The sequence below is a fragment of the Nocardia pseudobrasiliensis NBRC 108224 genome (assembly GCF_001613105.1).
In the GTDB taxonomy this organism is placed as follows: Bacteria; Actinomycetota; Actinomycetes; order Mycobacteriales; family Mycobacteriaceae; genus Nocardia; species Nocardia pseudobrasiliensis.
In genome coordinates this window covers 242339-266511 of sequence record NZ_BDBS01000001.1, presented here as the reverse complement: position 1 = coordinate 266511, position 24173 = coordinate 242339, and the positions used below count along the sequence as shown (strand labels likewise).

21 protein-coding genes and 1 tRNA gene are annotated in these 24173 nt (G+C 66.9%); 12 read left to right on the top strand and 10 right to left on the bottom strand.

Annotation, left to right across the window (positions count from 1 at the left end; all coding sequences use genetic code 11):
• Nucleotides 1–101: 101 nt before the first annotated feature.
• Together ald and NP4_RS40565 are read right to left on the bottom strand one after the other, a co-directional pair.
• The gene (gene ald / locus NP4_RS01220) at nt 102–1211 is read right to left on the bottom strand and encodes an alanine dehydrogenase (RefSeq protein ID WP_067990571.1); all 1110 of its coding nucleotides are present in this window, start codon (nt 1209–1211) and stop codon (nt 102–104) included.
• Nucleotides 1212–1402: 191 nt separating this feature from the next.
• Nucleotides 1403–1834, bottom strand: coding sequence for a hypothetical protein (locus NP4_RS40565; RefSeq protein ID WP_147287808.1), 432 nt, complete (start codon nt 1832–1834; stop codon nt 1403–1405).
• Between the two features lie 485 nt (nt 1835–2319).
• Here NP4_RS40565 and NP4_RS01215 point away from each other — a divergent pair, with 485 nt between their 5' ends.
• Nucleotides 2320–3243, top strand: coding sequence for a LysR family transcriptional regulator (locus NP4_RS01215; RefSeq protein WP_062513037.1), 924 nt, complete (start codon nt 2320–2322; stop codon nt 3241–3243).
• A 56-nt stretch (nt 3244–3299) separates the two neighbouring features.
• Nucleotides 3300–4994, top strand: a complete 1695-nt coding sequence (locus tag NP4_RS01210; protein ID WP_067990497.1) for an Hsp70 family protein — start codon at nt 3300–3302, stop codon at nt 4992–4994.
• Between the two features lie 18 nt (nt 4995–5012).
• Here the strand turns inward: NP4_RS01210 and NP4_RS01205 are convergent, their stop codons facing one another.
• Entirely contained in the window at nt 5013–6494 is a 1482-nt protein-coding gene (locus NP4_RS01205; RefSeq protein ID WP_067990494.1) for a bifunctional phosphatase PAP2/diacylglycerol kinase family protein, read from the bottom strand.
• A gap of 105 nt (nt 6495–6599) precedes the next feature.
• Between NP4_RS01205 and NP4_RS01200 the strand changes: the two genes are divergently transcribed.
• The gene (locus tag NP4_RS01200) at nt 6600–7472 is read left to right on the top strand and encodes an NAD-dependent protein deacetylase (RefSeq protein WP_067990569.1); all 873 of its coding nucleotides are present in this window, start codon (nt 6600–6602) and stop codon (nt 7470–7472) included.
• Nucleotides 7473–7481: 9 nt separating this feature from the next.
• On the opposite strand, the gene NP4_RS01195 is transcribed toward NP4_RS01200, so the two are convergent.
• On the bottom strand, nt 7482–8204 hold the full coding sequence (locus NP4_RS01195) for a TetR/AcrR family transcriptional regulator (RefSeq protein ID WP_067990491.1): 723 nt from the start codon (nt 8202–8204) through the stop codon (nt 7482–7484).
• A 463-nt stretch (nt 8205–8667) separates the two neighbouring features.
• On the opposite strand from NP4_RS01195, the gene NP4_RS01190 reads away from it, so the two are divergent.
• A complete protein-coding gene (locus NP4_RS01190; protein WP_067990487.1) occupies nt 8668–8916 on the top strand; it encodes a hypothetical protein in 249 nt (82 codons plus the stop codon).
• On the opposite strand, the gene NP4_RS01185 is transcribed toward NP4_RS01190, so the two are convergent.
• Both NP4_RS01185 and NP4_RS01180 read right to left on the bottom strand, forming a co-directional pair.
• On the bottom strand, nt 8882–9109 hold the full coding sequence (locus tag NP4_RS01185) for a TetR family transcriptional regulator C-terminal domain-containing protein (protein ID WP_067990484.1): 228 nt from the start codon (nt 9107–9109) through the stop codon (nt 8882–8884). The genes NP4_RS01190 and NP4_RS01185 overlap by 35 nt on opposite strands.
• 163 nt (nt 9110–9272) lie before the next feature.
• On the bottom strand, nt 9273–9743 hold the full coding sequence (locus tag NP4_RS01180) for a MarR family winged helix-turn-helix transcriptional regulator (protein ID WP_067990482.1): 471 nt from the start codon (nt 9741–9743) through the stop codon (nt 9273–9275).
• Between the two features lie 55 nt (nt 9744–9798).
• On the opposite strand from NP4_RS01180, the gene NP4_RS01175 reads away from it, so the two are divergent.
• The 5 genes from NP4_RS01175 (at nt 9799) to NP4_RS01155 (ending at nt 14755) form a co-directional block, all read left to right on the top strand.
• Nucleotides 9799–10752, top strand: a complete 954-nt coding sequence (locus tag NP4_RS01175; protein WP_067990478.1) for an Lrp/AsnC family transcriptional regulator — start codon at nt 9799–9801, stop codon at nt 10750–10752.
• A gap of 102 nt (nt 10753–10854) precedes the next feature.
• Nucleotides 10855–12318: a carboxylesterase/lipase family protein gene (locus NP4_RS01170; RefSeq protein WP_067990475.1), complete on the top strand. Its 1464-nt coding sequence runs from the start codon at nt 10855–10857 to the stop codon at nt 12316–12318.
• A 106-nt stretch (nt 12319–12424) separates the two neighbouring features.
• The gene (locus NP4_RS01165; RefSeq protein WP_067990474.1) at nt 12425–12880 is read left to right on the top strand and encodes a DUF6640 family protein; all 456 of its coding nucleotides are present in this window, start codon (nt 12425–12427) and stop codon (nt 12878–12880) included.
• Between the two features lie 12 nt (nt 12881–12892).
• Nucleotides 12893–13468: a TetR/AcrR family transcriptional regulator gene (locus NP4_RS01160; protein ID WP_067990471.1), complete on the top strand. Its 576-nt coding sequence runs from the start codon at nt 12893–12895 to the stop codon at nt 13466–13468.
• Nucleotides 13469–13537: 69 nt separating this feature from the next.
• Complete coding sequence (locus NP4_RS01155) at nt 13538–14755, top strand: FAD-dependent monooxygenase (RefSeq protein ID WP_067990469.1); 1218 nt, start codon at nt 13538–13540, stop codon at nt 14753–14755.
• Here NP4_RS01155 and NP4_RS01150 read toward each other — a convergent pair.
• Complete coding sequence (locus NP4_RS01150; protein ID WP_067990467.1) at nt 14737–15561, bottom strand: alpha/beta fold hydrolase; 825 nt, start codon at nt 15559–15561, stop codon at nt 14737–14739. The genes NP4_RS01155 and NP4_RS01150 overlap by 19 nt on opposite strands.
• A 76-nt stretch (nt 15562–15637) precedes the next feature.
• On the opposite strand from NP4_RS01150, the gene NP4_RS01145 reads away from it, so the two are divergent.
• Nucleotides 15638–16474, top strand: coding sequence for a helix-turn-helix domain-containing protein (locus tag NP4_RS01145; protein ID WP_067990465.1), 837 nt, complete (start codon nt 15638–15640; stop codon nt 16472–16474).
• Between the two features lie 86 nt (nt 16475–16560).
• Entirely contained in the window at nt 16561–18636 is a 2076-nt protein-coding gene (locus tag NP4_RS01140) for a CocE/NonD family hydrolase (RefSeq protein WP_245996882.1), read from the top strand.
• 3 nt (nt 18637–18639) lie between these two features.
• On the opposite strand, the gene NP4_RS01135 is transcribed toward NP4_RS01140, so the two are convergent.
• Nucleotides 18640–19548 carry a DUF2797 domain-containing protein gene (locus tag NP4_RS01135; RefSeq protein ID WP_067990461.1) on the bottom strand — a complete coding sequence of 303 codons (909 nt, stop codon included), beginning with the start codon at nt 19546–19548 and terminating at the stop codon, nt 18640–18642.
• A 127-nt stretch (nt 19549–19675) separates the two neighbouring features.
• Nucleotides 19676–19749, bottom strand: a tRNA-Met gene (locus NP4_RS01130).
• A gap of 651 nt (nt 19750–20400) precedes the next feature.
• Here NP4_RS01130 and NP4_RS01125 point away from each other — a divergent pair.
• Nucleotides 20401–20940, top strand: a complete 540-nt coding sequence (locus NP4_RS01125; RefSeq protein WP_067990458.1) for a transglycosylase family protein — start codon at nt 20401–20403, stop codon at nt 20938–20940.
• Between the two features lie 89 nt (nt 20941–21029).
• On the opposite strand, the gene NP4_RS01120 is transcribed toward NP4_RS01125, so the two are convergent.
• Nucleotides 21030–24050, bottom strand: a complete 3021-nt coding sequence (locus NP4_RS01120) for a UPF0182 family protein (RefSeq protein ID WP_082875408.1) — start codon at nt 24048–24050, stop codon at nt 21030–21032.
• Nucleotides 24051–24173: the final 123 nt, after the last annotated feature.

Sequence of the window (24173 nt, the reverse complement as noted above, 5' to 3'; positions counted from 1 at the left end):
TACTAGCCGGAACGACTAGAAAAATTACGCAAAGTATTGATCAATCGACACAGTACGGAACCGCGCGGAACCATCCGCGCGGAACCGAACCATGCCGAGAATCAGACCGCCGACAGCGACTGCGCGGTGTATCCGTGCGCGGCCGCCACGGATTCCGACAGCAGCATGCCGCGGTGTGTGCTCAGGCCCGCGGCCAGACCCGCATCGGCCGCGGTGGCCGCGCGCCAGCCCTTGTCCGCCAGCGAGATCACGTACGGCAGCGTGGCATTGGTGAGGGCGACGGTCGAGGTGTAGGGCACCGCGCCGGGCATATTGGCCACGCAGTAGAACACCGACTCGTGCACCCGGTAGGTGGGATCGGCGTGCGTGGTGGCATGCGAATCGGCGAAGCAGCCGCCCTGGTCGATGGCGATGTCGACCAGCACCGAGCCCGGCTTCATCTGCGCCACAAGCTCATTCGAGACCAGCTTGGGGGCCTTGGCGCCCGGAACCAGCACCGCGCCGACCACCAGATCGGCCTCGCGCACCGAGTTCTCGACCTCCTGCGCATTGGAGATGACCGTGCGAATCCGGCCCTGGTACAGCGCGTCCAGCTCACGCAGCGGGGCGATGTTCAGATCCAGCACGGTGACATCCGCGCCCATGCCGACGGCGACCGCGGCCGCGTTACGACCGGCCACACCCGCGCCGATGACCACGACCTTCGCCGGACGGGTGCCGGGCACACCGCCCATGAGCACACCGCGGCCGCCGCCCGAACGCATCAGGTGGTAGGCGCCGGCCTGCGGGGCGAGCCGCCCGGCGACCTCGCTCATCGGGGCCAGCAGCGGCAGCGAACCGTCACGGCCGGTGACGGTTTCGTAGGCGATCGAGGTGATGCCCGACTTCAGCAGGGCGTCGGTGCATTCGGCGGACGCGGCCAGGTGCAGGTAGGTGAACAGCACCTGATCCTCGCGCAGGCGCGAATACTCTTCCGCGACGGGCTCTTTCACCTTCAGCACCAGATCCGCGGTGGCCCAGACCTCGTCGGCGGTGGCGAGCACCCGCGCGCCGACCAGGGTGTAGGCGTCGTCGGCGAAGGCCGAACCCGCACCCGCACCGGCCTCGATGAATACCTCGTGCCCGCGCGACACCAGCTCACGCACACCCGCCGGGGTACACGCCACGCGATACTCGTGGTTCTTCACCTCGCGGGGGATTCCGATCTTCACCTGCACTCCTTTGCATTCCATGTGGAAGGTCGTCAGGAGCGAGTATGAAGATCGTGCGCATAGCGGTCTAGTTCGCTGAAGATAATTCTCGATTTCGCGCTTGTTTCATCCATTACGTCGAAGTTTCGGCTCAGGATAGGCCCTTGCTCGAAGCATCTTCGAGACCGGCGCGGGCCGCGCGACGAGGCGTGTCAGGACCGCCCGGGCAGATGTTCGATGAAGGCTTCCTCAACCCCTTTGAGCAGCTCGAATCCGCGGGTCGTACCGGCGGTCCAGGCCGCGGCCAGGGCGTCGAGGGGACCCGCGGGCGGCGGGGGTTCAGGATGGGAGGTCGGCGGCGTCGGCGTGCGGCCTCGACCGGAAGCAGGGGCGTGACCAGGGGTTTCGACCGGAGCAGGGGCATCGCCGGGCGCGGGGGCGACCGGGCCGGGGAGGATCTGTCCGCCCGTCGGCACCCCGATCTCACCCACGGGATCGTCATCCGGAGCCGAGCTCGCGGTGAACCGGCCCGAATGGGAAGTTCCCTGGTCAGAGGCTATGGATGCGGTAAGCAAGGCGGCGGCGGAGATCATCAGCAACCGCAGCGTGATACCCAGGCTCGGTTGTGCACTGTGTCTGCCCATCAGCTACTTTCCTTGGAAATCCTCGGCTACGCCGAGCCTGTTTCGCCGCGAAAGACTAAGCGAGACAAGTACTTCCGTCCAGAAACGTTAGCGATACTTCACAAAAGTTAAGTCACAGGTGAATGATCAAGAACCTACTGGACGGTTGACCACTGAATTTTCGACGCTCAGTTGAAGGCTGTACCGCAATACACTTCAGCCTTGAACGTGATCTAGATAACAGTCGGATTACAAACGTAAGTTTGACGCTAGAACTGGGACACGGATACCATCCCTCCACAAGCTGGCACGTGTCCAACGGACCCATTTCTGCATTTGTGCCGGATCGATCTCCATGAACATGAAATGAACCAATGGATAGCACGGTATTACCGATCTTGTCGATCGGAACACTCCCCTCGTCGGTGACCTTCCCCGCGCCCGGCCGGCGTCGCCGGGCCCCCGGACGCGGTCTATGAATCGATCGCCCGGCACGAAGGTCACCGATGTCTGAACAAACCCTCTCCACCCCCAACAGCATCACGCTCCGTCAGTTCGACTACTTCGTCAGCACGGTCCGACTCGGCTCGATGTCGGCCGCCGCCCGCAAGTTCGGCGTCACCCCCTCGGCGATGTCGCAACAGATCGGGGCGCTGGAAGTCGCGCTCGGCCGCAAACTGTTCGATCCCCAATCCCGCCGCTCCAGCCTGACCAAGTTCGGCCGTGAGTTCTTCGCCCAGGCCTCGACCGTCGTCGATCACGCCTACCAGGCGCTGGCCATCGGGCAATCGTTCAGCGACGGCGTGCTGACGATCGGCACCACCTCGACGATCGCCCACAAGCTGATGCCGCCGTTGATCTACCGGCTGCGGCTGCAGTGCGATATCGACAACATCGAGGTGCGCTCGTTCGCCACCATGTACGACCTGGGCGCGGCGCTCGATCGCGGCACCGTCGATCTGGCGATCGGCCCGCTGACCCGATCCTCGGCCAAGTTCGTGCACACCGTCGGCGAGGAGGAACTCGTCGTGGCGTGTCACCGCAGTCAGGAGAGTCGCTTCGACGGCACCTGGCAGCGGCTGGCCGAGGTGCCGTGGATCGGCTATTGCAACAGTTCCGACATCGCCAAAACCCTGGTTCAGGAATCGGGTCGGGCGAATGTCGAAATTCGTTACGTCGTCACCGCACCGGATGTTCCGACCGCGCTCAGCCTGGTGGAACACGGAATCGGCATCGCGCTGGTTCCGAAAATGGCTCTGCACAATTGTTCGCGTTTGTTGTCGGTTACCCGACCGGCTCCCCGTATCCGCAGGAAATTGTCCGTACATGTTAAAGACATGTCGCCGTACATCGAAAAATTCATGGGTGTCATCAGCGATATGGAATTGATTCGGAAGTTCCGGGCGGCCGGCCTTCTCGAGGTGCGCTGACCGCTTTCAGGCGCGCCACGGTTCGTTATAACTACTGTTTTTCGAGGTGAATTCAGATGATTACTCCGAACCGCGGGCGCGGCGAATCCGAGAACGTCGGCATCGGCGTGGGAATCGGTGCGGTCACCACGGTCCACGCTACGGTGAGCGAATCGGGACCTCCGGAAGTGACGACCCGGCCGACCTCGGTCACGGTCGATCCCGAGTTCAGCGCCGTCACCGATTTCGCCGATCTGGCGCGGCATCCGGAAACGGTCACGCTCGGCGGTCGCATCTACTCCCCCGCGACGCTGATCGCCGAATCGGTGCGCGAATTGGTGCCCGCGGGCGCGGACGCGGTCTGTACCCATCCGGCGTGCTACGACGACAAGCAGGTGGCGCAGTTGCGCCAGGCTCTGGACCTGTCCGGCGCGCGACAGGTACGCCTGCTGGCCGAACCGCTCGCCGCGCTGACCTGGCTCGCTCACGAACACGGACCGCTGGCCCCGGGGTACGTGCTCGTCTACGACCTGGGCGCGACGAGTCTGGATGTCACGCTGGTCGAGATCACCGCCGAGGGTGAACGGCGGATCGCCGGAACCCCCATCCGCTCCTACGATTTCGGCGGCCGCCCACTGGGCGCCATGATCGTGCGCTATGTCGGCGACGTACTGGGGCCCGGCCGCCGATTACCCGTCTCACTCGCCGACAGCGACGAGCTGCGGGCCTGGCATGTGCGCGATTCGCTGGCGGTGCTGTGGGACTGTCTGCACGCCGCCGAACTCGGCATCGGCGATATTTCGCGAATCCTGTTGGTGGGCGGCGCTTCTCGCGCTCCCGAAGTGGCGCGCGCGCTGGCAGAACTCGGCCCCGAGGTGGTCGTGTCCGCCGATCCGGGACACTGTGTCGCCCTGGGCGCGGCCCGTACGGCCCTGCGCCCGTCGGCCCGCGCCCTGCCCCTCTCGGTCGTGCGCGCGGGCCCGTCGATGGTCTCCGCGGTCGCCGCCCTATCTGTCCTGGGACTGGCGTCGGCCGCCCTGCTGACACCGACCCCCGGTTCGGGCGAAATGTGGCGGCAGACACCGGTTCTGGACGGTCCGCCCGGCGCGTCCGCGCTGCACGACCCCGGCGCATCGGGGCAGGAACGCACCGTAACTCCCGAGGCGGTACTGTCCGCGGCGGTCGGCGAGGCGATCAGCACGGTACCCGCTCTCGCCAATCCCTTGCCGGACAAGGCTTCTCCCCCTCCGGCCGCACCCGCCCTCCCGGCGGACGCTCCGACCGGCGGGGCCTACGCCGATCCGTCCCGCTTCGAGAACCCGCTGCCCTTCGAGCCGCAGATCGATCCGAACATCCGCTTCGATCACACCCAGAACTTCGGTCCCTCAACGAATTTCGCGGGCACCACGACGAATCCCGGCTCCCACAACCCGCCTTCGACCGGCGGCTCGACTCCGCCTGCGGGACAAGGTGGTTCGACCGACCCCGGCACCGGCACCGGCCCAACCACTTCCGGCTCGGTCTCGGCCGGAGGCGAAGTGACGGGCGAAGTCTCCGCCCCCGGCAGCGACACCCGCGCGGTCAGCGGCGGCGGCACGGCCACCGCGGGCGGCTCCACCACCGGCGACCACACCTCGGGCGGCACCGGCGGCTCGGCATCGGTCCACGGCACCGTTGGCGGTAGCACCGGCGGTACTACCAGCGGCTCGGTCGGCGGTTCGCTCGGCGGGGGTCTGGGCGGCGGCGGTCACTTGGGCGGGTTCGGCCACTGACGAGTGAGCGGCGCGCGGTCACTCGCCCGGCTTATGCCGGTGATACACCGCGATTCGGCCCGCCACGCTGAAATGCAGGTGCGCAGCCTTGCCGATCACCTCGCCGTCGGTGGCCAGGGCCTGGGGACCCGCGAGATCCACGGTCAGCTCGTGGACGATTCGTTCGTCGTAGACCTTGCTGTGGCCGAAGGCGGCCAGGAGCAGGGCGATCATGGCTCGGGTTCGCGACCAGCGCAGGTCGGCGCGTAGCCAGCGGACGTCGAGCAGACCCGAATCCATCCGGGGCCGATAGGCGGGGATCGCGCCGTGCGGGTGGTACGGACCGTTGCCGACGAACAGGAACCAGGCCTCGTGCCAGCGGTCGTCGAAGCGGATTCGGATCGGTTCGGCGCGGTGCAGCATCACCAGCAGCGCGGCGGCGAAGGCGGGCCATTTACCCCAACGGCCCTCCCACTGTTCGCGCAGGCGAACCAGTTCCGGATAGGCGCCGATGCTGGCGGTATTGATCAGATGGTGCGGTTCGCCGTCGCCGAGGCGCACGCTGGCCAGATCCACCGCGACCGCCTCGCCGGTATCGACGGCCTCGGCCACCTGGGTGAGGTTGTCGACGCCGACGTCGCGCGCGAAATGATTGAGCGTTCCGGTCGGGATCACCACCAGCGGCAGGTCGTGCCGCAGCGCCACCCGCGCCACCGCCGCCACCGTGCCGTCCCCGCCCGCGACGCCGACCGCCGCGGTGGTCTCGGTGCGTTCGGCCAGCGCGCGCTCGAGCTGTTCGACGCAGTCGCCGTCGGGTTCGGTGCGCAGCAGCTGGGCCGCGGGCAGTACCGCGGCGATATCGTCGGTCGGATCGTAGGCCGCGTCGCCGGAGGTCGGATTCACCAGCAGCACAAGCCCTTTGCCGTCGACCAGGCGCGGCACCTCGCGCATCGGCCGGGTGTGGGTCGCCGATTCGCGCACCGGCCACCAGCGCCGGGTCGCCAGCGCGACTCCCGTTCCGACCGAGGCCCCGACGAGTACATCCGAACTCCAGTGCACCCCGGTGTGCACACGCGAATACGCGACCGTGGCGGCGAGGGGAGCCAGCGCGAGGCCGGTGCGCGGGGATTCCATCGCCACGGCCGTGACGAACGCGGCCGCGGAGGCGCTGTGGCCGGACGGGAACGACGAGGAGGACGGGCGGCGGACCAACCGCCGATACGGCGACAATAGTTCCGCGGCCGGGCGACGACGCGCGAATACCGTCTTCAGCACGATATTGGCCAGAAAGCTCGCGGCGGCCAGCGATGCCACTCCGCGCACCGCGGCCCGTCGCTGCGCGCCTTTGCGACTGGCGAGCGCCCCGGCGATGGTGAACCAGAGCAGTCCGTGATCGGCCGAGCGGGTCAATCGGCGCAGGCCGGTATCGATCGGCGAATCCGGCAGCCGGGCCACCGTGCCGCTGACCGCTCGATCGAATCGTCCGACCACGAAGGCTCTGCGTCGCAACCACCCGCTCATCGACCCGACAGTACCGGCCCGACCGGCCCCGATCCCTGTGACGCGTAACGCGGATTCGAATGCGCGGCCGCGGGTATGGCCGAAGGATGGTCGTACCCTGAGATCATGTCCGATACCGTGCACCCGCCCGGCCTGGACCGGCTGGCGGAGCTGGTGACAGGGCGGCGGATCGCGGTGCTCACCGGCGCTGGCATCTCGACCGACAGCGGAATTCCCGACTACCGGGGCCCCGGCTCGCCGCCGCGTACTCCGATGACCTATCAGCAGTTCGTCGCCGATCCCGTTTTCCGCCAGCGCTATTGGGCCCGCAATCACGTGGGCTGGCGGCGTATGGACGGCTCGTGGCCGAATGCGGGACATCGCGCACTGGCCCGTCTCGAGCGCCTCGGCGCGGTCATCGGCCTGATCACCCAGAACGTGGACCTGTTGCACACCAAGGCCGGACACCGCCGCGTGATCGATCTGCACGGCACCTACGCCCGCGTCCGCTGCCTGTCCTGCGCCGCCCTGATCTCCCGCATGACCCTGGCCGACCGGCTCGAGGCCGCCAACCCCGGCTTCGCCGAGGCGGCGATCACCGACGGCCTCGAGGTCGCCCCCGACGCCGACGCGGTGATCACCGACACTGCTGCCTTCCGCATGGTCGACTGCGCCCACTGCGGCGGAATGCTCAAGCCCGACATCGTCTATTTCGGCGAGAACGTCCCGAAACCCCGCGTAGCCGCCGCCTACGCACTGGTCGACCAGGCCGACGCCCTTCTGGTCGCGGGTTCCTCCCTCACCGTCATGTCCGGGCTACGCTTCGTCCGCCACGCCGCCAAAACCAACCGCCCAGTCGCGATAATCAACCGCGGCCCCACCCGGGGCGATGAATACGCCACCCTGAAACTGAACGCCGGCTGCGCCCCCACCCTCACGGGCCTGGCAGACCTGTTGGCTCACACCGAAACACCGTCACTGACAGCCCATTCGATATGACGACGCGGCTCAGTGCGAAGTAGCCGGGCGGCCTGCGATGCGGTCCAGCCACTCCTGCAGGAGGACCTGTTCGCCCGCGGTGAGCGCGTTGGTCTGGGGCAGCACCGCGCGGAGGGCGACCGCGGCGCCGATGGGACCGGCGACGGGCGCGGCCGGGGCGTCGGTGGTGATGGCGGCGATGATGGCCTCGCGGGTGAGTTCGGACAGGGCCGGGTCGCGGGCGTCGTCGGGCATGGAGATCAGGGTGAGGGTGGTGCCGAGGCCGGCGGCGTACACCAGGTGGGTGGCGCGTTCCTCCTCGACGCGTAGTCGACTCACCTCGGCGACGCGTTTCACCTTGCGGCCCAGGACCTTCAGCGCGGCCACGGCGGCGGGCGGCAGCGAGGCCGCGGGGCGGGCCTCGCCGTACATGAGGGCGAACAGGGCCGGATTGGCCAGCCCGAACTCCACATGCGCGTCCCAGCCGGCCCGCAGATCGTCGACCGGATCCATATCCTTGTTCACCGCGGTCTTGTCGTTCAGATAGGCCCGAAACCCGTGGGACGCCACGGCATCCAGCAGTCCCTGCTTATCCCCGAACAGCCGATAGATCGTCGGCGCCTGCACCCCGGCCGCCGCACTCACCGCCCGCGTCGATACGGCATCGCGCCCACCCTCGGCCAGCAATTCGATTGCCGCCGCGATGATGCGTTCCCGGGTGTTATCCGCAGCAGCGGACCGAACGGTGTCCATCTTTCCAACGGTAACACCACCCCGTTAGCAACGTTACTTCCAATGCTAACAATTCGCCGTTTCCGTTGTTATTCGCAGGTCACAGCCGTGTTTTAGATATGCCCGGCGAGTCCGCTTCGTGATCCACCTCACTTATATGTTCGAAATGCTTGCGTTTCGGAATCTCGCAGTCATTTACTAGGCGATAGCCACAACCGGCCCCCTCGGGCCGCACGCACGGGTCAGAACTTCGCGGCCGAGGACCTCTCCGATGCGTGAAGGGAGGTGGGCTCCCACTCACTCACCCAGCTCTGACCGATCCAGGCCCGGGCCGCGGCTCCGGCCCGGGCCTGACGGCAAATGCGATGCCCGTCTCGAAAATAAGGTTTGCGAAGAATTCGCCATAGCTGATCGACCGATCCCTCGGAACAGTGGAAGGGAGCCAGTGATGGCTGGAGGGTTCTCTGTTCGTGATGATGTCCAGGTGCGCGATCGCGCCCCGATCGAACGATTCGTGGATCGGCTCTCCGCCCGCGATGTGGACGCCGTAACGGCGATGTCCGCCCCCTACGCGCGCGTGGTGATGCCGTATCGAACCCCCGGATTTCCCACCGAGATGAGCGGCGACGAGCAGATCCGCGAGGCCCTGACGATCCTCGACGTCTACGAGCACGCGCCGTTCGCGGTGCGCCTGCTGGCTATCGGCTCGGAAGCAGGCTCGGATCGACACTGAGCCGCCGCAACCGCTCGAGCAGGGCGGCACGGGCATGGACCAAAACCTCCTCGGCGTCGAGCAGGCGCGATCGGGTCACGACCGTCTGCGTCAGCGCGTCGATCTCATAGGCGAGGCGGCGCGGATCGGTATCCGCAACCAACTCCTCCGCCTCGATCGCCGCGGTGGGCTCCGGCGCGCTACCGGACGGCATCGGCGGAAGCCATCTTCGCCAGCCGGCCCAGCTGCCGGTTGACCTCGACGCGCTGTTCCAACGCGCAGATCAATTCGGGTAGCCGCTCGGCCAGTGCATGGGACTGCCGTATCGCGCTCGGGCAACTCGGTGAGTAATGGGATCGATCACGCGGCGGGCGACATCACACATCCCAGTTCACGCCCGATTCCGCCTGGCCGGGGGCCGCCATATCGCCGAACAGTCGGCGCAGGGCCGGGAGCGCGGCGGCGATCGCGCGGCGATCGGCGTCGTCGAGCAGCGCCAGCCGCTCGCTCAGGTAGCGCTCGCGTACCGCGATGAAATGGTCGAAGCTGCGGCGGCCCCGGCGGGTGACCGAGACCAGCGTGGCCCGAGCGTCGGCCGGATCGAAGCCGCGCTCGACGAGGCCCTCGCGTTCCAGCCGACTCACGGTATTGGTCATCGTGGGCAGCCGTACACCCTCGAGCACCGCGAGTTCCCCGACGCGCAGCGGACCGCGGGTGACCAGGATCCGCACGACACGGGTCTGAGCATTGGTGAGCTGATGCTGCGGTGTGAGTTTCCGCAATACCGTGTACATATCGGACACCATGATCCGAAGCCGCCTGCTCAGATCGGCCATTTCCGTATTCACGTAGTCAGGCTAACCAATTTTCATTAGCCTGACTACCGGTAGTCTGGAGTGGGATATGCGACAGAGTCTCGACGCGACCGAACGGCGGATCGCCGCGGCGCTGCTGGAAGCGCCGCGGGCATCGTGGCGCACGATCGGCCGCTGCCTGAACATGTCCGAGCGCACCGTACTGCGCCGGGCCGCACCGCTGTACGGCGACGGCACGCTGCGCGCCACCATCGTGCGCAATCCGATGTGCTTTCCCACGCTTACCCCGGTCGCGCTGCGAATTCGATGCCGCCCCACCAAAATCGGCGCGGTCGCGCGGGCGCTGGCCCGCAGGCCCGATACCGTCTGGGTCGAAATCCTCGGCGGCGGAGACGAAATCAGCATCGTCGCATTCCTGGACGGCCCCGACGCGCGCAACGGCCTGTTGCTGCGGGACCTGCCCGCGACCTCGGCGATCGAATCGTGGACCGCGCAGCACCTGATCCGGGTCTTCACCACAACCCTCGACGGCGCGCGCGGACTGCTGTCCGCCGCCGAGACCGCGAGCTTGAATCCGCCACGCCCGCAAGCGCATCCACCCGTACTGCACGAATCCGATCGTCGACTCCTCGACGCGCTCACCGCCGACGGCCGCGCGAGCTACGGCGAGTTGGCCGAGTATGCCGGGCTCACCGCCGTCACCGCGCGGCGGCGTCTGGAGCAGATCGTCGACGCCCGGATGATCCGGCTGGCGACCGAGGTGGATCTCGCACTGCTGGGCATCGGCTCCGAGGCGCTGCTGTGGCTGACCGTCCATCCCAGCGATCTCGAACACACCGGCCGCACGCTCGGCGCTCATCCCGATGTGCGATTCGCCGCGGGCACGACCGGCGCCACCAATCTGCTCGTCGCCGTCGCCGCCACCGATCCGAGCGATCTGTATGTGTTCCTCACCGATACCCTGGGCCCGCTGAGCGGCATCGCGAGCGTGGAGACCGTGCCGATTCTCTCGACGGTCAAACGCACCGGAATCACGCGCTGATTTGTCATACGATCCGCAATCCCCCTCGGCTCGCTGTCCTACTTCCTGAATAATATCTCGCGACCGCGTCCGATCAGCCCTCGATTGGCGTAGACCTTGACCATGAGCACAGATATCGTCGACACCGCCTCGGGTAGGGTGCGCGGCAGCCGAAATGCCGCGGGCGCCATCGCCTTCCACGGCATACCCTACGCCGCCTCCCCCGTCGGTCAGTTGAGATATGCCGCGCCGCAACGGCATCCGGGGTGGACCGAGATCCGCGACGCCCGCCGGCCCGGCCCGGCGGCGCCGCAGTGGCCGTCACGACTCGAGGCGGTGATGGGCACCCGCCTACCGGACTGGGACGAGGACGGCTGCCTGACCCTGAACATCTGGAGCCCGCGCGGCGCCGCCGACAACCCGCGACCGGTGCTGCTGTGGTTGCACGGCGGCGGCTTCACCAGCGGCAGCGGCGGTTGGGACTGGTACGACGGCGCTTGGCTGGCCGCCCTCGGCGATATCGTCGTGGTCACCGCGAACTACCGCCTCGGCCCGCTGGGTTTTCTGCAGCTGCCCGAAATCGGTTCCGACAACCTGGGTTTGCGTGATCAGGCCCGCGCGCTGCACTGGCTCGCGACCAATATCGCGGCCTTCGGCGGCGACCCGGAACTGATCACGGTGGGCGGACAGTCGGCCGGTGCGTTCTCCGCACTGGCCCTGGCCCTCGATCCGGACACGGGCCCGCTGGTGCGCCGGGTGATCGGACAGTCCGGTCCATGGGCGCTACCCTCGCCGACTCCCGATCAGGCCGCCCGCACGGCCGTCGCCTATCTGGACGTCCTGGGGATCGCCGCGGACGCCGATCCCGCAGCGCGCCTTCGGGAATTGCCGGTGACCCGGCTACTGGCGGCCAATGCCCGCCTCGCCGCCCACACCGCGCGCCCCGGCGCGATCGCACCGGCCCTCTACCCGGTGCTCGGCGGCGCGGGCCATCTCGAGAGCTGGCAGGACGCGCTGCCGCGCGGTGCGCTGGCGAACAAGGACGTACTGCTGGGAACCACCGACAACGAGCTGTCGGCCTTCTACGCCTTCAATCCGATGGTCCAGACCGCCACCCGCGTGGAAGCGATCCGCATACTCGACGCCCTCACCGGCGGCGACGGCCGGAATGTCTACGCTCGTCACAAGTCCGCGCATCCGGGAGCCGGCCCCGTCGCCGTCCTCACCGCCGCCGCGACCGATCTGTTCAGCGCTGACAGCATCGCCCATATGGCGAAAACACTTACCGCCCAAGGCAATTCCCCGTACGTCTACCGCTTCGCCCGCACGCCCAGCCCCGACCCCTACGGCCTGGGCGCCACCCACTGCGCCGAACTTCCCTTCCTGTTCGGCACGTTCGACGCCTACCCCAGCGCGCCCATGCTCGGCACGGTGACACCCGGCGACCGCGAACTCGCCGAAACCTTCGCCACCGCCGTGGCCGCCTTCGTCACCACCGGCTCCCCCAACGTCGCCGGCCTGCCCACCTGGCAACCACACGGTGTCGATCCGTGGATCCGACGCTTCGGAGTAGGCGATTCGCATTGAGGGCCAACGGGCTTCGACACCGACGGCATTGACAGGTCGTGATGCGGCGACATACGTTGTTACCGGAATCGGATTCCGCTTCCGTGTACAGAAGGAGGTTGCCCCCATGGCCGTCACACGAGTTCGGACGCTGCCGCGGGTGTTGGTCGGTACCGTCCTGGTGAATACCCTGATCGGCCCACTATTGGCCGACCTTGTCATCCCCGATATCGCCGAACAGCATCTGCGCAATCCGAATTGGCCGCCGCATGCGAAGTTCCACGATGCGCAGTACATCGGAATGGGCATGCTGACCGGTGCGATCGGTTTGCGAATCCTGTTGCGGCGCAAGGGCGATCCGCAGGCGCAGTTCTATCTGGCCGCGGCGCTGGGGTCGGTGCCGTGGCTGGGTATGTGGGCCGCGCTCCTGTTCCCCGGGACGGCGGCGAAGGATCCGGAGTTCGCGCACACCGGGCGCAGGGTGTTCGGCCTGGACCCACAACTGTTCATCGCGCTGGTCATGCTGATCAGCCTGTCCGCCGCGACGACCTTGGAGCGCACCCGCTCTCGCCGCGCCCGATAGCCTACGGTCACCATGCAGACCGACGACGCTCGAACCACCCGCAAGCGCCGCGCCGACGCGGCTCGCAATCGCGACCAGGTACTCGACACCGCGACAACACTGTTCACCGAGCGCGGGGACGACGTGCAGATGGCCGACGTGGCGCGAGCCGCCGGGGTCGGGGTGGGCACCGTCTATCGGCATTTCCCGACCCGCGCCGCGCTCATCGAGGCCGTGGCCGAACGGCGATTCGTCGAGATCCTCGATCACGCCCGTCGCAGCAGCCTGCCGAATCCCGATGTGCGACAGGCGCTTACCGACTTCCTCGGACATATCTGCCAGGTCCACGAGCGCGGGCGCGCCCTCTCCAGCGCCATCGAATCGGTCATCGGGGACACCGCACCGCACGGTGAGATCCGGACCGAGCTCATCGCGCTCGGCGAGGAACTACTGGCCCGAGGTCGCGCCGACGGCAGCATCCGCACGGACGCCACCGCGGCCGACCTCTACATGATCGTGGGCGCCGTCGCCGCCATCAGTCGCGCCGGATTCGGCGACTGGCGGCGTTTCATCGAGCTGACCCTCGACGGCCTACGCCCCTCCGCCTGAGCGAACCGAGGGCCCGGCGCGGGAACATTTGTTCAAGCCACGGTCACCCGGCAGCGGCGACAGTTGCTCATGCGAATTCTCATCTCCGGCGCCAGCGTCGCCGGTCCGGCGCTGGCGTATTGGCTGACGCGGCACGGATTTTCGGTCACCGTCGTCGAGCGCGCGCCGGCGCCGCGCAAGTCCGGCGGCCACGCGGTCGACCTGTTCCGGCCCGCGATGGATATCTCGGAGAAGATGGGTGTGCTCGCGCGGATCGAGGAGCGGGCCGTCGGCACGAAGCGGATGACCCTGCGCCGGGAGGGCGCGCGGCGTCCGGTCTCGGTGGATCTGTCCAAGATCTTCGGCGCGGCCTCGGATCGACACGTCGAGATCATGCGCGACGACCTGAGCGAGATCTACTACGACGCAACGCGTGACGACGTCGAATACGTCTTCGGCGATACGATCACCGCGATCTCACCCGACGGCGAGGCGCGATTCGAGCACGCCGCGCCGCGCCGATTCGACCTCGTGGTCGGGGCGGACGGCCTGCATTCCACGGTGCGCCGCCTGATCTTCGGCGACGAGGCCCGCTTCAGCAGTCATATCGGCGCATATCTCGGAGTAGCGACCCTGCCGAATCAGGCCCGTCTCGACAGCGAACTGCGCATCCACGTCGGCGTCGGCCGCACCGCCGGAATGTACGGCGCGCGGCATCTCGGCGACGCGCGGGCGCTGTTCCTGTTCCGCAGCGCGCACGAACTCGACTACGCACACCACGACGTGGCCCGCCAGCAGCAGCTGCTGCGAAACACGTTCCGCGGCATGCATACCGAAGTGGACGGCTGGCTCGACGAACTCGACCGCACCCCGGCGTTCTACTTCGACTCGATCACGCAGCTCCGCATGGACACCTGGTCGCGCGGGCGGGTCACCCTCGTCGGCGACGCGGGCTACTGCCCCGGTCCGGCGGTGGGCGGCAGCACCACCCTCGCCGTCGTGGGCGCGTATGTCCTCGCGGGCGAGTTGGGGCGAGCGGGCGGTGATCACGAGCGCGCGTTCCCCTCCTACGAGCGCGTGATGGCGACACACGTCAGCGGCAGCCGTGCCTTCGCCCTGAGCGCGGCGAGGACACTGATCCCCGCCTCCCGCCTCGGCGTATCCGGATTGGTTCAGGGCGCACGTCTGATCTCCGCCCTACCCGCCGTGCCCGGACGCGCCTTCGTCCGCCTGACCACCAAGGGCGCCCGCCTCTACAACTCCATGACCGTCGAGGATTATCCAGGAGATCAGCTCGGCGTGGACTGAGACGCGTGCACCGCGGTGAAGGCCAGCAGCGGCGCAGCGGTCCGCGGCGGATCCTCGAGCAGGGGCGAATGTCCCAGGCCGGACAGCAATTCGATCCGTGCGCCCGCGACCACGCCGTAGTCGGCAGCCGACGCGGACCGCCATCGGCGATCGTCCTCGCCGAAGATCACCAGCAGCGGTTTGGCCAGGCCCGCCAGCCGTTCCGGCAGCGCCCGCTGCTCGAGATAGGCGCGGGTGGCCCGCATGGTGGTGACGAGCGAGTGATAGGTCATGGCCCGCACATCGTCGAGGAGCTCGTCCGGAATCCGATAGCCCGTGCGACTGAAGGCACTGCTCGCGAACATCCGGAGCTGCTCGTCGCCCGGCGGCCACTGTTCGGGTGTGATCGCGGCGGAATCCGATGCGATGACAGCGCCCAAATTCGGTCCGGTATTGACGAGCACGATCGCCGTCACCAGATCGGGCCGCCGTTCGGCGAGGGCCGTGGCGACCACGCCGCCGCTGGAATGACCCACGGCCACAACATGTTCGACGCCGAGCCGCTCCAGCACCCGCTCGACGCGGCGGGCCTGAGCCGATATCGCGTAGTCGCCCTCGGCGGGTTTGGCCGATCGGCCGTGCCCGAGCAGGTCGATTCGGATCACCCGATGCGCTTCGGTCAGCAGCGGCGTCAACGCGTCCCACGAGCGCGTCGAGGATGCCGATCCGTGGATGAGCAGAAGTGCCGGGGCACTGCGGGATCCGTCCTGGCGCACATGGATCTCGCCGTCGTCCAGCGACAGGGTCGAACTCTCGGAAATTGCCATGAACCCACTGTCACCGCCGATATGTGCCGCCGTATTGAACGAATGTTCCCCGCTCCGGCTCGAATAGCATTGAGGAGTGCGGACGTTCACGCAGGGCGCGGATGCATGGGGCGTCGCGAGCCCGCGGCGGCCCAGTCGCGTGGTCGGGGTCGGCATGGCCGGATTCCGTGTCCGCGATCTGAACCCGCTCCGCATGGTTCCGCATCCGGCCGTGACGCTGCTGCTGGATATCGGTCCCGGTTCGCCGATCCTCGACGGTCCCGGTGGATGGCAGCGGCGCGGAAGCCTCGTCGCCGGGCCCGGTTTCGGATCCGGCGGGGCGATCCTGGCCCGGGGCGAGAACGTCGAATGCGTACAGGTGCGTCTGTCCCCGCTGATCGCCCGCGCGGTCCTGGGCGTCTCACCCGCCGACTTCGGCGCGGTCGCGGTGCCGCTGGGCGACCTGTGGGGCCGGGAGGCGTCCCGGATCCGCGAGCAACTGGACGAGATCTCCTCGTGGCAGGACCGCTTCGCACTGATCGACGCACTGATCGCGCGCCGATACGACACGGGGCCGCGAGTCGAATCGGAGATCGCCTGGGCCTGGCGGCGCGTCATCGGCAGCCGCGGTCTGACCCGGGTCGACGAACTCGCCGACGAGATCGGCTGGAGCCGTAAGCGTTTGTGGTCCCGATTCCGCTCCCAGCTCGGTGTAGCCCCCAAACGCGCCGTGAAGTTGGTCCGCTTCGACCACGCCGCCCACCGCTTGGTCGCGGGCGAACCCGCGGCCCGAGTCGCCGCCGAGACCGGCTACGCCGACCAGTCCCATCTGCATCGAGACGTCGTGGCGTTCACGGGAACAACACCCGCGACGGTGACCGGCGAACCGTTTCTCAATGTCGATGATATCGCCTGGCCCAGCCGCGAAATGTGATCTGTCGCACACTTGTTCACCAAAAGTGAGAACGGTTACTCTCTGAGTTCGATAGGTACGCGAACGTTTTTAAGTGGGGAGTCGCAGTGGCTGGACGATTGATCCCGGCATTGGTGCTGGGCGTAGCGGTGGCGATGGCGACCCTGTTCGTCGCCCCGACCGCACGCGCCGACGATCATGCGCTGCCCGTGGATGGCGGCGCGCCCGGCCGAGCCTGGCTCGCCGAGCACGACAGCCCCGCCCCCGCCTATCCGGGCCGATTCCCCGGCGATGTGGACGTCCAATTCGACGTACCGATCACCATGAGCGACGGCACCGTCCTGAAGGCCAATATCTACCGGCCGATGGACGCGACCGGCCATCCGATCACCACACCACTGCCCACCATCGTCAACCTCACCCCGTACACGAAGTTCGTGTCGTTTCTCGCCGATGTGGCGCTGTCGGTTCCGTGGCTGTCGGACGCGATGGTGGAGTTGGTCAACCGCTTCGATTTCGGCGGAACGCCTTTCGATTCGATCACCGATATCACCAAGGCACTCAGCGGCGGCGCGGCGCGGACTCTCGGTGCGGACCGCAAGATCATCCAGCAGGGTTACACCTATGTCGTGGCCGACACCCGGGGCACCGGCTATTCCCAGGGCGACTGGAAGTTCTTCCAGGACCGCGAGAATCGAGACAGCGTCGAGGTGATCGACTGGGCCGCCCACCAGCCCTGGTCCGACGGCAATATCGGCATGACCGGCATCTCGTATTCGGGGATCAACCAATTCAAGACGGCGGAACTGAATCCGCCCGCGCTGAAGGCGATCTTCCCGGTCGAGGGTTCGCTGGATCCGATCGGCGATGTCGCGTTTCCCGGCGGCACGCTGGGCGCGTTCGGACCGGCCTATATCGTCGGCATCGACCTGATCTCGAACTTCCCCGATCCGATCGGAATCGCGCTCGGGCATCTGGATCTGAAGTGGCTGGCGGACCGCGTCGATACGCCGCTGGAGTTCTTCGATCTCATCCTCGCCGCCCTGAGCCTGAACGTGGCCTCGCTTCCACAACCGCTGAAGGACGCGCTGGCCAAGGACTCCTCGATCCGCAACGCGCTCACCGACTATCACCCCGAGAACATTCGGGTGCCGACCTTCGCCTACGGCGGCTGGCAGGATCTGTTCGCCTCCTCCAACGCGCGCGGCTTCCAGAGCTTGACCGCACTGGGATCGGATCGCAAGAAGCTGGTCATGGGCGATACCTACCACGCGAACCCGGGCGCGCATCTGGGTGAGCCGGGAGCGCCGCCGCGCTTGGATGTTCTGCAGTTGGCCTGGTACGACCACTGGCTCAAAGGCATCGACAACGGGATCGATGCCTACGGACCCGTGGTGTCGAAGTCGCAGAACGGTGGCTGGCGGGTACTCGACAACTATCCGGATCAGCCCGATATCGACTACCGGCGGATGTATCTGTCCGGCGGCCACACCGGCACCGCCACCAGCGTCTACGACGGCTCGCTGGTCCCCGATCCCACCTCGGAGACAACAGGTTTCACGGTGTCACCGGCGACCGGGGCCACCGCCCTGTGCTCACGTGACTCCGCGGTGGAGAGCGCCGGGGCGCTGAGTGTGTTCAACTTCTGCGCCCGCGACGACCGCTTCCACGAATTGGGCGGACTCACCTTCACCACCGCACCGCTGACCGAGCAGACCCGGTTGTCCGGCACGGCGAATCTGCACCTGCTCACCAGTTACGACAATGTCGAGGGCGATTGGGCCGTGACCGTCAACGACGTATTCCCCAACGGCCAGTCCATGGTCCTGGCCTCGGGACAGCTGGCGGCGAGCCTGCGCGCGGTCGACGAGGACAAGAGCACCCGCGCCGAGAACGGCGACCTGACCCACACCGTATACAAATTGACCCTCGACACCCGCCAGCCCCTGGTTCCGGGCCAGCCGACCGTGGTCGATATCGCCGTCAACCCCGTCGACGCGGTCCTGGAACCCGGCCACCGCCTGCGGGTGAACGTCTACGCCTCCAACTTCCCACGCGGATTCCTCGCCCCGCCAATGCTTTTCGACGGCGGCGTCCTCAATGCGCTCAGCGCCCAACACATCCTGCTCGACGGCAACGAACCGAGCTTCGTCAACCTGCCCCTGAACCGACCACTGCCGTAGCGGTCAGAACAAGGCGGTCTGGTCGGCATCGTCGCTGCCCGAAAGGTCCAGGGAAATCAGCGAAAGGTTCGCCGTGGTGCTCGCGGTCGACGACAGCAGCGGCCATCCGGCCAGCAGGCGCGTGTCCAGCAGGACGGGCTCGGTATCGGTGTCGAGGACGAGTTCGCGGCCGACGAGGCCGCGGACCGTTCCGGCGAGCACCGAATCACGCTGCAGTGCGGCGACTTCCCGCAGGCGCGTGGGCAGCCGGTCGAATCCGAACAGCTCGGCTTGATCGACCGGCTGGTAGGGCTCGTGCGGCAGACCGTCGGGCCAGGGCACGGTGGCGGCGATCTGTTCGTAGACGATGCGGAGAGCGCGCTGACGATCTTCGGGACCGGTGCGGTGGGACCAGGCATGGACTTTGGCACGCCGATGCCAGCGTTCGGCGGCGAGCCCGGTACGAGAGATCGCCTGTTCCATGGCGCGAATCGCAGGCAGCGGGCCGCGGGTGATCCAGGTGAAGGTGAGGGCGCCCTGTTCGGCGAGGCGCCCGGAGCCACGGGCGGCCGCGGTCAGCCCGACCTTGGCCATGCCGGGGCCCAGCCAGGTGAGGTAGAGGGCATAGACGCGACCGTCGTCCGCGAGCTGGTCGCGCGCCAGCCGATGTCCGGGATCGGCGGCGGCGCAGGCAGAGCACTGGGCCGCGGTGGCTCGCGGGGCGATCTCGGCGGCGAACGGGCAGGCTCGGTGATTGCCGGGCTGGCGAATCCCGACGCAGCGCCGGGGTCCGGCGATCCGCAGGGCGAGCGGGTCACCGAGGCACAGCGGCCGCTCGCGGTCGGCTCCGCGCGGGTCGACCGCCGCCAGGACCGGCTGGTTGCTACGCCAGTAGACACCGGTAACGGTCCAGGAGGGCCGAGGCGAGGTCATGGTCGCACCTCTCCTACAGGTCGGCGGGAGATAACGCGTTTCCGTGACGGGAAACGCGGATTCGCGAATGACGCCGAACCAAATGAAAGCGGCCCCGGAACCATTGGTTCCGGGGCCGCTCCCCTAGTAGCGGGGACAGGATTTGAACCTGCGACCTCTGGGTTATGAGCCCAGCGAGCTACCGAGCTGCTCCACCCCGCGTCGGTGAACACAACATTACACACGGGTTTGCGGGAATACCAAATCGCCTGGCCAGGGGCATTTTGAGCCTTGCGGTGCGGGTTTCGAGATGATCATGACGGCCGGGTGAATCGAGGGTTGCGAGGGGATTTGTGATCAAGGCCACTTTTAGCGCCAGCTAAGAGTCCGAACGGATTGCGCGGCGGGCGTGGCCACCGAGCGCGGGGCTCGCAACACGCCGCCCGCGGGGTGGGCCGGTACGTCGGCGCAGGTCGGACGGTCGAGTGGCCTTCCAATTCACGCGAGGCACGCGCGCGTTGCCAACGCAAGGGCCATAAAACGTGACGCACATCACTATCTCGGAGTGATATGGAACACATAACGGGTGTATAACAGACCGTCCGGGATTTGGAAATTCAGCATAGCCAACCTGCATCAACGTGGTTTCGGCAGTTATTCGTTTCATGCAATTCTTGGTGTTATCAAGACGTGATCTGTTGAGATTGCTTCGTTATGGTCTGTCTCGGCCCGGATCAAACCGTGATGGGCGTCCGACCCGAACTGCTGCACGCCGGTGACCCTGTCCCGCGGTTCGGATTACCCCGACCTCCTGGGGACAGGGTCACGACGAGAGAGATGGTCGTGTCGGTGGGCGCAGGGAGGGAAACCACCATGAACCAGAACCGGAAGTTCAGCAGTCGCGCCCTCGGTCTCGTGGCCGTCACCGGCGCCCTTGTTGCCGTCCCGTTCGCCCTGTCCAACACCGCCTCCGCCGCGTCCCACGACTGGGACGGCGTCGCTCAATGCGAGAGCGGCGGCAACTGGCACATCAACACCGGTAACGGCTACGAGGGTGGCCTGCAGTTCACGCAGAGCACCTGGCGCGCCAACGGTGGCAGCGGCAGCCCCGCCAATGCCAGCAAGGAGGAGCAGATCCGCGTCGCGGAGAACGTGCTCGCCACCCAGGGTGTGGGCGCCTGGCCGGTCTGCGGCCAGTACCTGCGCTGGGGTTCGTCGGAGGATGTCGCCGAGACCCAGGCCGCCCCCGAACCCGCCCCGGCCGCTCCGGCCCCGGCTCCCACCGAGCGCCAGGCCCTGATCGACCAGGCCAAGACCGCCGGCGAGCAGGCCGCCAAGCAGTTCGGCTACGGCGACCAGTACCAGCAGCTGCTGCAGCAGAACAGCGGCCTCATCGACTCGCTGGGCCGATAACTCCGCGCAGGACGACATCTGGCGCGGATACGACAACGGCGCTGCCATCGCGAAGATGGCAGCGCCGTTCGTCTTTCGGCTACCCCAAATCAGCCACCCGACTTGTTGTACTCGTCGATGGCCTTCTGGAGGGTCTCCAGGGCCTTACCCAACTGCCCCAGATCGCCCGACTTCTGCGCATCCTGAACGCCACGCAGCGCATCGTTGAGCCCGCGCACCGCGGCATCGCGACCCGATGAACCGGTAGCGGGCGGCAGCACCGGGGGCTGGGTATTGCCCGGATTCGGTTGCGCCGGTGGGTTGGCGCTGGTCTGGCCCGGGGTATTGATCGCCGCCTGACCGGGCTGCTGGGCCACGGACGCGCCCAAACCCTCCCAGACGTCGTTGAGCGCGTCACCCAGCGTCGGCTGGTAGCCGACCTTGTCGCCGTAACTGGCCAGCACCTTGACCAGCTGTGGGAACGACGCGGTATTCGGACCGGTGTTGCGCTCCAGATACCACGGCTCCACATAGAGGATGCCGCTCTGCCCGATCGGCAATGTCAGCAGATTGCCATATTTGATCTTGTTGGTATTGCCACCGGTCAGCGTCGTCCGCTCGTTGGACACCCGGGCATCGGTCGTCATGGACGTCTGCACCTGCTGCGGACCCTGGGTCTGCGAATCCGTCGGCAACTGCAGCACCGTGAACTTGCCGTAGTTGTCAGGATCCGAGCCGACCGAGATGTAGGCGGACAGGAACTGCCGCTTGTAACCCACCATCGCACTGGTCAGCTTGAACGTGGGTTTGCCGGTCTTGGGATCACCGACCAGCACGTAGTACGGCGGCTGATTGGCATTGGTCGGCGTATCCGAGGTCGGATCGCTGGGCACCGACCAGAAGGCGTTGTTGGTGAAGAACTCTCGCGGATCGTTGACGTGGTACTTCGCCAGCATCTCGCGCTGCACCTTGAACAGATCCTCCGGATAGCGGAAGTGCTGGCGCAGTTCGGGCGTGATCGCGCTCTGCGGCTTCACCGAACCCGGGAAGACACCCTCCCACGCCTCGAGCACCGGATCGGACGGATCGACCTCGTAGAGGGTGACGCTGCCGTCGTAGGCGTCGACGGTCGCCTTCACCGAGTTGCGGATGTAGCTGACCTCCTTGCGCGGCAGCATGCGCCCGGTATTGGCGTCGATGCTGTCGGCGACCACACCGTCGAGCGAGGTGCGCTGTGCGTAGGGGTAGTTGTCCAGCGTCGTGTAGGCGTCGACGACCCAGACGATGCGGCCGCCCACGACCGTCGGATAGGCATTGCCGTCCGCGGTCAGCCACGGCGCCACCTGCTGCACACGATCGCGCGGATTGCGATTGAAGATGATCTTCGAATCCGATCCGATCGCACCCGAGAACAGGATGTTGCGCTCGGCGTACTTGGCGGCGAACGCCAACCGGTTGAACCAGTTGCCGATCGAGACGCCGCCCTTGCCGTCGTAGGTGTACTGGTTGTCCTTGGTGTCGTACTCGCGCGGCGCCTGATTGTTACCGCCCACGATCGCGTAGTCGGCATCGGATTTGGAGATCATCTCGCCGAAGTACACCCGCGGCTGATCGACCTTGATGGCCTGCTTGTCCTTCGGCGTGGCCAGATCGCTGATGGTCGACTGATCGCCCATATTGAAGACCGGATAGCCGTAACCGCCGCCGGAGTTGTTGTTCGACGGGGCGCCGGTTCCGCTGGCCGCCTGCTGGGTCTCCTTCGGCGGCGCCTGGTTGACCCGGTTGGCGGGCGCGGCGACGAAACCGTCGCCGTGGGTGTAGACGGTGTGCTTGTTGATCCAGTTGGTCTGGTTACCGGACAGGTTCTGCGGCACCAGTTCTCGCGCCGCGACGATATAGTCCTGCACCTCGCCGTTGATGGCGTAGCGATCGATGTCCAGCGGATCGGGGAAGCCGTAGAAGTTCTGCAGCTGCGCGCGCTGAATGAAGGTCTGCGTCAACAGGTTCGGATCCAGCAGCCGGATATTGCGGATCGTCTGCTGATCGGCCGCCGAGAGTTCGGACGGATTCCGGGCCTCGTTGCCACCGGGTTTGTAGTCGACGTACTGGACGTTGTTCAACCCGTAGGCCGAGCGCGTGGCATCTATATTGCGCTCGATGTAGGTGGCCTCCTTGGTCGCCGCGTTCGGGCGCACCTCGAACTGCTCGACGATCAGCGGCCACACCGCGCCCACCAGAATCGACGACAGCACCAGCAGCGCCGCCGCCATCGCGGGCACCCGCAGATCACGCAGCACGATTCCCGCGAAGAAGGCGATCGCGCAGATGATCGCGATCGACATGAGAATCAGCTTGGCGGGCAGCACCGCGTTGATATCGGTGTAGGAACCGCCGGTGAAGGTCGGCTCCTCACGCGTACTCGACAGCAGCGAATACCGGTCGAACCAGTAGGCGATGGCCTTCAGCAGGACGAACAGTCCGGCGATCACGGCGAGCTGGATACGAGCCGGGCGGGTCAGATTACCCTCGCGACCCGACAGCCGCAGACCGCCGAATACGTAGTGCGTCACCAGATTCGCGAAGAACGCGATGACCACGGCGACGAACAACCAGTTCAGCAGCATCTTGTAGAACGGCAGATCGAACGCGTAGAAGCCGACGTCCAGATGGAACTGCGGATCCTTCATATTGAACGAGCCGCCGTGCAGGAACAGTTGCACCGTGACCCAGCTCGACTGCGCGACCAGACCCGACAGCAGACCGACCAGCGCCGGAATTCCGATGCCGAACAGGCGCAATCGGCCCATCACGGCCGTGCGGTAGCGGGCGATCGGATCGTTGGGGCCCGAAACCGGCACGAAGACCGGTCGCGATCGGTAGGCCACCAGCAGCGCCAGCCAGATCAGCGCGCCCACCGCCACGGCCACCACCAGGAACAGCACGATCCTGGTGAACAGCACGGTGGTGTAGACGCGGCGGAATCCGACCTCACCGAACCAGAGCCAGTTGGTGTACGCGTCGGTCAGCCTCGGCCCTATCAACAGCAGTGCCGCGATGACGAGGGCCGTCACCAGCAGCACCCGGCTGCGTCGGGACAGCGAAGGTAAGCCTGTCGGGGGGCGCATGCCCACGGTGCCACACTCCCAGTTCGATGTTGCGGATGATCCATGCGGACCGTTCGCGCCCCACTTTACGTAAATCGGAACGGCGGGGACCGCACTGCATGGGTCGCGTCATCTCCTAGACTCTGCGCG

Coding starts and splice junctions, on each gene's coding strand:
- NP4_RS01195 (WP_067990491.1), bottom strand. CDS start 8,204: ATGGACACCGTTCGGTCCGCTGCTGCGGATAACACCCGGGAACGCATC.
- NP4_RS01160 (WP_067990471.1), top strand. CDS start 12,893: ATGCAGACCGACGACGCTCGAACCACCCGCAAGCGCCGCGCCGACGCG.
- NP4_RS01205 (WP_067990494.1), bottom strand. CDS start 6,494: ATGAGCGGGTGGTTGCGACGCAGAGCCTTCGTGGTCGGACGATTCGAT.
- NP4_RS01135 (WP_067990461.1), bottom strand. CDS start 19,548: ATGACCTCGCCTCGGCCCTCCTGGACCGTTACCGGTGTCTACTGGCGT.
- NP4_RS01170 (WP_067990475.1), top strand. CDS start 10,855: ATGAGCACAGATATCGTCGACACCGCCTCGGGTAGGGTGCGCGGCAGC.
- NP4_RS01125 (WP_067990458.1), top strand. CDS start 20,401: ATGAACCAGAACCGGAAGTTCAGCAGTCGCGCCCTCGGTCTCGTGGCC.
- NP4_RS01150 (WP_067990467.1), bottom strand. CDS start 15,561: ATGGCAATTTCCGAGAGTTCGACCCTGTCGCTGGACGACGGCGAGATC.
- NP4_RS01165 (WP_067990474.1), top strand. CDS start 12,425: ATGGCCGTCACACGAGTTCGGACGCTGCCGCGGGTGTTGGTCGGTACC.
- NP4_RS01155 (WP_067990469.1), top strand. CDS start 13,538: ATGCGAATTCTCATCTCCGGCGCCAGCGTCGCCGGTCCGGCGCTGGCG.
- NP4_RS01215 (WP_062513037.1), top strand. CDS start 2,320: ATGTCTGAACAAACCCTCTCCACCCCCAACAGCATCACGCTCCGTCAG.
- NP4_RS01210 (WP_067990497.1), top strand. CDS start 3,300: ATGATTACTCCGAACCGCGGGCGCGGCGAATCCGAGAACGTCGGCATC.
- NP4_RS40565 (WP_147287808.1), bottom strand. CDS start 1,834: ATGGGCAGACACAGTGCACAACCGAGCCTGGGTATCACGCTGCGGTTG.
- NP4_RS01200 (WP_067990569.1), top strand. CDS start 6,600: ATGTCCGATACCGTGCACCCGCCCGGCCTGGACCGGCTGGCGGAGCTG.
- NP4_RS01175 (WP_067990478.1), top strand. CDS start 9,799: ATGCGACAGAGTCTCGACGCGACCGAACGGCGGATCGCCGCGGCGCTG.
- NP4_RS01185 (WP_067990484.1), bottom strand. CDS start 9,109: ATGCCGTCCGGTAGCGCGCCGGAGCCCACCGCGGCGATCGAGGCGGAG.